Below are 7,326 nucleotides of genomic sequence, written 5' to 3' on the forward strand. Positions count from 1 at the left end.
TGTCCTTTAAGCCTGCAGGCGGGCCGCAGCGATAACCGCCTGGCCGAAGGCAATCGCGCCATCGCCTGCGGGCAGCTGCTGCGGAAAGAGCAGAGTAAAATCGGCCAGATAAAAGGTCAATCGCGCCGTCAGCAGGCGGTTGTGCAGTACCCCGCCGCCGAAGGCCAGCGTGTGAATATTCCGCGCGTTCGCGCAATCGCGCATCATGGCCGCCAGCCCGCGGGCCAGCGCATCATGAAAGGCCCACGCTTTTTGCGCCGGGCTCGCCTGCCAGCTCAGCCACTGCTGCCAGAACGTCGCCAGATCCAGTTTTCCATCGCGCCACGGCAGGGTCACCGGATGCTCAACTCCTTCGCAGGTCGCCGCCAGCGCCTCCAGACGGCACGCCGCTTCCCCCTCATAGCTCAGGGTTAGCGGAGCGCAGCCCAGCGCGCAGGCGACGGCGTCAAACAGACGGCCGCACGACGATGCCTGCGGCGCATTAATACCGCGCTCGATTGCCCGCGCCAGCAGCGGCCAGCTTTGCTGGCGCAGCGCGGCGGTGTCGGCATAATTCTGCCACTCGGGGACGAAGGCCAGGCAGTGGGCGAGCAGATTGCGCCACGGCTGACGCGCCGCGAGGTCGCCGCCGGGCAGCGCCACCGCCGGCAGACCGCCGAGATGCTCGCACTCGCGATAGTTGACCCGCAGGCACTCGCCGCCCCACAGCTCGCCGTTTTCCCCCATCCCGATACCGTCGAGGGTCAGGGCAATCACGTCGCCGCCCTCCCGCGGCCAGCGGTGCTCGGCCAGGCAGGCGGCCGCGTGGGCATGATGATGCAACACGCGGTCCACCGGAAGCGCCAGCGACGCCGCCCACCGCGAAGCGCGGTAGCCGGGATGGGCGTCGGCAACCACCCGCTGGGGGGTAAAAGCGTAAATCTCCTGCATCAGACGCAGCGCCTGCCGCCACTGCGCCTCGACGCCCTCCTCATCGAGATCGCCAAAATGCTGGCTGAGCACCGCTTCATCGCCGCGCAGCAGGCAGAACGTATTTTTCATATCCGCGCCGAGAGCCAGCAGCGGCGGTACGTCGTGGAAACCCGGCGGCAGCGCCAGCGCGTCAGGCACGTAGCCACGGGCACGGCGCAGCATCTCGCCGCTTTGCCGCACCACGGAATCATCCATCCGCTGCACAATCTCGCGATTATGCAGCAGAAATCCGTCGGCAATTCCGGCTAAATCCGCCAGCGCCTCGGCGTTGGTTAACGCCGGCGGGCGGCCGCTGAGGTTGCCGGAGGTCATCACTAATGGGCGCGCCAGCGCCTGCGAAAGTAAATGCTGCAGTGGATTAGACGGCAGCATCCCCCCTACTTCCGCAAGCCCTGGCGCAATCTGGTCGCACAGGCCGGCCACCTGCGTTTTCTCCAGCAGCACGATCGGCGCGGCGGGAGAGGTCAGCAGCGTCAGCGCCGGTTCATCGAGCCCCGCCGTTGTCGCCAGCATCACCGCCAGCGGTTTCGCCGGGCGATGCTTGCGCGCCCGCAGCTTCGCCACGGCCTCGCGGTTTCCGGCGTCGCACAGCAGATGGAAACCGCCCAGCCCCTTCACCGCCACAATATCGCCCGCCAGCAGGCGAGCAATCGTCGCATCTAAGGCGGCCTCGCCAAATAAATGCTCCTGCGGGCCGCGCCACTCCAGCTGCGGCCCGCACTCGGCGCAGGCTACCGGCTGCGCGTGAAAGCGGCGATCGGCGGGATCGCCATATTCCGTCGCGCAGGCGGGGCAAAGAGGAAACGGCGACATAGAGGTCAGCGGGCGGTCGTAGGGCATAGCGCGAATAATGGTAAAGCGCGGCCCGCAGTGGGTGCAGTTGATAAACGGATAGCGGTAGCGGCGCTCCCGCGGGTTGTTCATCTCCGCCAGGCATGCCGGGCAGGTAGCGGCATCGGGCACAATCTGCGTGCGCATGCTTCCGGCCCCGCTTTGGCGGATGGTAAAGCCCGGCGGCGGCGCGGCCCAGACAAAAGGCGCCGCTGCCGCGCTGTCGATACGCGCCAGCGGCGGGCAGCGCCGGGTTAACGCGGCGAGAAATGGCGCATCATCGCCGACAAGGCGCACCAGCACGCCGTCGCCGTCGTTGCACACGTCGCCGCGCAGCCCCAGCTGCTGCGCCAGCTGCCAGACGAAGGGGCGGAATCCCACCCCCTGCACTTTACCGCGAATGCGGATTTGCACCCCGTTCATTGCGCGACCGGCTTACCAGGCCAGCGCGGTGCGGCGGCGTTTTTCGATATTCATCTGTTCGAGCTTGTTGCGGTCGACGCAAATCAGCGCGTGGGTCGGACAGGCATCCATACAGGCCGGGCCTTCCTCACGGTGGTGGCAAAGGTCGCATTTGTTAGCTTCGGCTTTTTCCGCCATCACGTTCAGCCCTGCGCCGCTGTGGCGGATAACCGGGCGCACCACCACTTCCATGGCGCCGTAGGGACAGGCCACCACGCAGGTTTTGCAGCCGATGCAGCGCTCCTGCATCACGTGGACGAAGCCCCGATCGCGGCCGATCGCGCCGTTCGGACAGACGTTGGCGCACGGGGCGTCCTCGCACTGACGGCAGGCGGTGGCCGTCGACACGTTGACACCTTTGATCACGTGAATACGCGGTAAAAAGCTTTTTGGCGTCAGCGCAGCGCAGTCCTGATTTTCCTGATGAGAGACCACGCAGGCCACTTCACAGGTGCGGCAGCCGATGCATTTGCTCGCGTCGGCGATAATGAAACGGTTCATCCATTTCTCCAGCTGTAAGAAGGTTACGCGCCGGAGTATGCATAATGCGTTCCAACTTTTATCTAACTGATATTAAAGAAGATAAATACGGGAGATACTGTCATCGTCAGTTGTGACGATGACAGCTGACGACGTCAGGCGTGCGGGCCGGGCACCATCGAGTCGCGTTCAATCAGCTCGCCGGAAAAGGTTTGCTGAAATTTAAAATCGCCGCCGTCGAGCATAAAGATCAGCCGGTTAATGCTCTCTTTGATCATCTCCGTCACCGGGACTTTGACGCTGGAGAGCGCCGGCACCATAAACGGCGCCAGCGCGATATCGTCAAAGCCCACCACCGAAACCTGCTCCGGGACCTTGACGCCGAGCTGATGCAGCTGCTTCATCGCGCCAACCGCCATATCGTCGTTGCTCGCCACCAGCGCGCTATAGCCGACGCGGCGCTGGCGCAGCGTCTCGACTCCCGCCGCGCCGGTTTCCGGCGTCCAGCGGCCTTCGACGATCAGAGAGTCATTCAGGGCAATGCCGCCGCGGGCCAACGCGTCTTTATAGCCCGAGAGGCGCTCTACGCCGGTTGGCGAATCCAGCGAACCGGTAATAAACGCGATTTCCCGATGGCCCAGCGCGATAAGCTTTTCCACCGCCATCATCGCCGAGGCCTTTTGATCGGACCAGACGCAGTGGCTGGCGTTGCGGCGCAGGCGGCGGTTGAGCACCATGATCGGCCGCTCGTGATTTTCGATAATCTCATCCATCTCATCAACGCTGAGAAAGCGCGGATAGATAATAATCGCATCGCAGCGCAGATCGAGCAGATACTGAATCGCCTCGCGCTCCTCCTCCGCGCTGTGCTTGCCGTCGGCGAGGATCAGCTGCCGCCCTTTGTCTTCGGTCATCCGCGCCACGTGGTAAAGCAGTTCGCTGAAATAGACGCCGTGATAAAGGGTGTTGGTCACCACCAGCCCGAGGGTCTGGGTCTTTTTCGTCGCCAGGTTGCGCGCCAGCAGATTCGGCCGGTAGCCGCTTTCGGCCACCGCCTGGAAGACGCGATCTTTGGTCTCCTGGCTGACATAGCCGTTCCCCGACAGCACCCGCGAAACGGTGGCCTTTGACACCCCCGCGCGCTTCGCTACCTCCAGCATCGTTGCCATGTGGTTATTCCTGTTGCCAATGTTGCCCGCAGTGTACTGCACGCGCTGCGCTTTTTCAGCATTTGCGCGTCGCCCGCGCTGATGCGCACACAGCGATCAAAATCACAAAATCGAGATCTTATTTTTTTATTTCTTGTATGCATTCATGAAACTAATCATGATTTTGTGGAACCGGTTTCCTATGTATGCGTGATGCCGCTCCGCTTTCCGGCGCGGCGACAAGCCAGTACCCCATTGATAAACAGGATAAAATCCGATGTCTAAAAATTATGCAGCTCTGGCGCAGCAGATTATCGCGGCAATTGGCGGCGCAGATAACGTTGCCGCCGTCACCCACTGCATGACCCGCCTGCGTTTCGTGGTCAAAGACAACGAGCGGGTCGACAGCGCCACCCTCAAAGGGCTGAAAGGCGTGCTCGGCGTCGTACGTAGCGATAACCAGTGCCAGGTGATCGTGGGCAATACCGTCTCCCAGGCGTATCGTGAAGTGGTCGCGCTGCTGCCGGGGGATCTGCGCCCCGCCGAACCGCAGGGGAAACCGCCCATTACCCTGAAACGCATCGGCGCCGGGATCCTCGACGCGCTGATCGGCACCATGTCGCCGCTGATCCCGGCGATTATCGGCGGATCGATGGTTAAGCTGCTGGCAATGATCCTCGAGATGACCGGCGCGCTGCCCAAAGGCGCGCCAACGCTGACTATTCTGACGGTGATCGGCGACGGCGCGTTCTTCTTCCTGCCGCTGATGGTCGCGGCCTCCGCGGCGGTGAAGTTCAAAACCAATATGTCGCTGGCGATTGCGATTGCCGGGGTGCTGGTACACCCGAGCTTTATCGAGCTGATGGCCAAAGCCGCCCAGGGCGAGCACGTGGAGTTCGCCTTTATTCCGGTGACGGCGGTGAAATACACCTATACCGTGATCCCGGCGCTGGTGATGACCTGGTGTCTCTCCTATATCGAACGCTGGGTCGACCGTATCACCCCGGCGGTGACAAAAAACTTCCTTAAACCGATGCTGATCGTGCTGATCGCCGCTCCGCTGTCGATTCTGCTGATTGGCCCGCTCGGCATCTGGATCGGTAGCGCCATTTCCGCGCTGGTCTATACGATCCACAGCTATCTCGGCTGGCTGTCGGTGGCGATCATGGGCGCGCTGTGGCCGCTGCTGGTGATGACCGGGATGCACCGGGTCTTTACCCCGACTATCATTCAGACCATCGCCGAAACCGGCAAAGAGGGCATGGTAATGCCGTCGGAAATCGGCGCTAATCTGTCGCTGGGCGGTTCGTCGCTGGCGGTGGCGTGGAAAACCAAAAACCCGGAGCTGCGCCAGACGGCGCTGGCGGCCGCGGCTTCCGCGATTCTGGCGGGGATTTCCGAACCGGCGCTGTACGGCGTGGCGGTGCGGCTGAAGCGACCGCTGATCGCCAGCCTGATCAGCGGCTTTATCTGCGGCGCGGTGGCCGGTATTGCCGGGCTCGCCAGCCACTCAATGGCGGCGCCGGGGCTGTTTACCAGCGTCCAGTTTTTCGACCCGGCCAATCCGATGACCATCGTCTGGGTCTTCGGCGTCATGGCGCTGGCGGTAGTGCTGTCGTTTGTCCTGACGCTGATGCTTGGCTTTGAAGATATTCCGCAAGAAGAAGCCGCCGCCGACGCCAGACAGCGCCAGGCCGGCACCCAGGCTTCTCACGCCTGAACACCATTTTGTTAACGAGGTAACGCATGGCGACTTTTCCACAGGGATTTTTATGGGGCGGCGCACTGGCCGCCAACCAGTCCGAAGGGGCATATCTGGAGGGTGGCAAAGGGCTGACCACCGTCGATATGATTCCCCACGGCGCGCACCGCCTGGCGGTCAAGCTGGGGCAGGAGAAACGCTTCGCGCTGCGCGACGATGAGTTCTACCCGAGCCACGAGGCGATCGATTTTTATCATCGTTATAAAGAAGATATCGCCCTGATGGCGGAGATGGGCTTTAGCGTCTTCCGCACCTCTATCGCCTGGAGCCGTCTGTTTCCTAAGGGCGATGAGCTGGAACCGAACCCGGAAGGGATCGCCTTTTATCGCTCGCTGTTCGAGGAGTGCAAAAAGCACCGCATCGAGCCGCTGGTGACGCTGTGCCATTTCGACGTGCCGATGCACCTGGTCACCGAGTACGGCTCCTGGCGCAATCGAAAAATGGTGGAGTTCTTCACCCGCTACGCCCGCACCTGCTTTGAAGCCTTTGATGGCTTGGTGAAATACTGGCTTACCTTCAATGAAATCAACATCATGCTGCACAGCCCGTTCTCCGGCGCCGGTCTGGTGTTTGAAGAGGGGGAAAATCAGGAGCAGGTGAAATACCAGGCCGCCCATCACGAACTGGTCGCCAGCGCCTTAGCGACCAAAATCGCCCACGAGGTGAATCCGCAAAATCAGGTCGGCTGTATGCTGGCGGGCGGCAACTTCTACCCCTACTCCTGTAAGCCGGAAGACGTGTGGATGGCGCTGGAGAAAGATCGCGAGAACCTGTTCTTTATCGATGTCCAGGCGCGCGGCGCGTATCCGGTATGGGCGGCGCGGGTATTCCGCGAGAAAGGCGTGACCATCGCCAAAGAAGCGGGCGATGATGAGATCCTGCGCCATACCGTCGATTTCGTCTCCTTCAGCTACTACGCTTCACGCTGCGCGTCGGCGGAGATGAACGCCGGCAACACCAGCGCCGCCAATATCGTTAAATCGCTGAAGAACCCGCATATTCAGGCCAGCGAATGGGGCTGGGGCATCGACCCGCTCGGCCTGCGCATCACCATGAATATGATGTATGACCGCTACCAGAAACCGCTGTTCCTCGTGGAAAACGGTCTCGGCGCGCGGGATGAGATTGACGCTAACGGCGAGATTAATGACGACTATCGCATCAGCTATCTGCGCGAGCATATTAAAGCGATGGGTGACGCCATCGAGGATGGCATTCCGGTGATGGGCTACACCAGCTGGGGCTGTATCGATCTGGTGTCCGCCTCCACCGGCGAGATGAGCAAGCGCTACGGCTTTGTCTACGTCGACCGCGACGATGCCGGACGCGGCACGCTGGCGCGAAAACGCAAAAAGTCGTTCTGGTGGTATAAGAAGGTGATTGCCAGCAATGGGGAAGATTTGGCGTAGTGTGCCCCGCGGACTGAGGGAGCCTCAGCTTAACAAACACCTGCAAAACGGAAATTTTCCCGGCTTGCGCTACGCTTAGCCGGGCTACAGGTTCATCAACGCCCGCAGACCGGTAGCCCGGGTAAGGCGTTTACGCCGCGACCCGGGAAAAAGCACACTTGCTCCCCCTGGCCGAACTTCCGGCTACAGGTTCATCAACGCCCGCGGACCGGTAGCCCGGGTAAGGCGTTTACGCCGCGACCCGGGAAAAAAGTACGCTTGC

General features: G+C 61.8%; 5 protein-coding genes. 2 read left to right on the forward strand and 3 right to left on the reverse strand.

The features are described 5' to 3' along the window. Positions 1 to 6 precede the first annotated feature (6 nt). The 3 genes from hypF to ABLU67_RS22860 form a co-directional block, all read right to left on the reverse strand. On the reverse strand, positions 7 to 2,226 hold the full coding sequence (gene hypF, locus ABLU67_RS22850; protein ID WP_232553119.1) for a carbamoyltransferase HypF: 2,220 nt from the start codon (positions 2,224 to 2,226) through the stop codon (positions 7 to 9). Between the two features lie 12 nt (positions 2,227 to 2,238). Continuing rightward, positions 2,239 to 2,766 carry an electron transport protein HydN gene (gene hydN, locus ABLU67_RS22855; RefSeq protein WP_032750977.1) on the reverse strand — a complete coding sequence of 176 codons (528 nt, stop codon included), beginning with the start codon at positions 2,764 to 2,766 and terminating at the stop codon, positions 2,239 to 2,241. A gap of 134 nt (positions 2,767 to 2,900) precedes the next feature. Then, on the reverse strand, positions 2,901 to 3,914 hold the full coding sequence (locus ABLU67_RS22860; protein WP_025107280.1) for a LacI family DNA-binding transcriptional regulator: 1,014 nt from the start codon (positions 3,912 to 3,914) through the stop codon (positions 2,901 to 2,903). Between the two features lie 256 nt (positions 3,915 to 4,170). Here ABLU67_RS22860 and ascF point away from each other — a divergent pair, with 256 nt between their 5' ends. After that, on the forward strand, positions 4,171 to 5,613 hold the full coding sequence (gene ascF / locus ABLU67_RS22865; protein WP_004104835.1) for a PTS cellobiose/arbutin/salicin transporter subunit IIBC: 1,443 nt from the start codon (positions 4,171 to 4,173) through the stop codon (positions 5,611 to 5,613). 26 nt (positions 5,614 to 5,639) lie between these two features. Beyond that, positions 5,640 to 7,064 (forward strand): 6-phospho-beta-glucosidase, encoded by a 1,425-nt coding sequence (locus ABLU67_RS22870; protein ID WP_202019341.1) that lies wholly within the window; start codon positions 5,640 to 5,642, stop codon positions 7,062 to 7,064. The last annotated feature ends 262 nt before the right edge of the window (positions 7,065 to 7,326 follow it).

The sequence above is a fragment of the Klebsiella sp. GN_Kp190 genome (genome assembly GCF_040061795.1).
Taxonomy (GTDB): Bacteria; Pseudomonadota; Gammaproteobacteria; order Enterobacterales; family Enterobacteriaceae; genus Klebsiella; species Klebsiella michiganensis.

What these genes read in the sequence shown, in the direction of transcription:
- hypF (WP_232553119.1), bottom strand. Translation starts at nt 2,226, where the DNA reads ATGAACGGGGTGCAAATCCGCATTCGCGGTAAAGTGCAGGGGGTGGGA.
- hydN (WP_032750977.1), bottom strand. Translation starts at nt 2,766, where the DNA reads ATGAACCGTTTCATTATCGCCGACGCGAGCAAATGCATCGGCTGCCGC.
- ABLU67_RS22860 (WP_025107280.1), bottom strand. Translation starts at nt 3,914, where the DNA reads ATGGCAACGATGCTGGAGGTAGCGAAGCGCGCGGGGGTGTCAAAGGCC.
- ascF (WP_004104835.1), top strand. Translation starts at nt 4,171, where the DNA reads ATGTCTAAAAATTATGCAGCTCTGGCGCAGCAGATTATCGCGGCAATT.
- ABLU67_RS22870 (WP_202019341.1), top strand. Translation starts at nt 5,640, where the DNA reads ATGGCGACTTTTCCACAGGGATTTTTATGGGGCGGCGCACTGGCCGCC.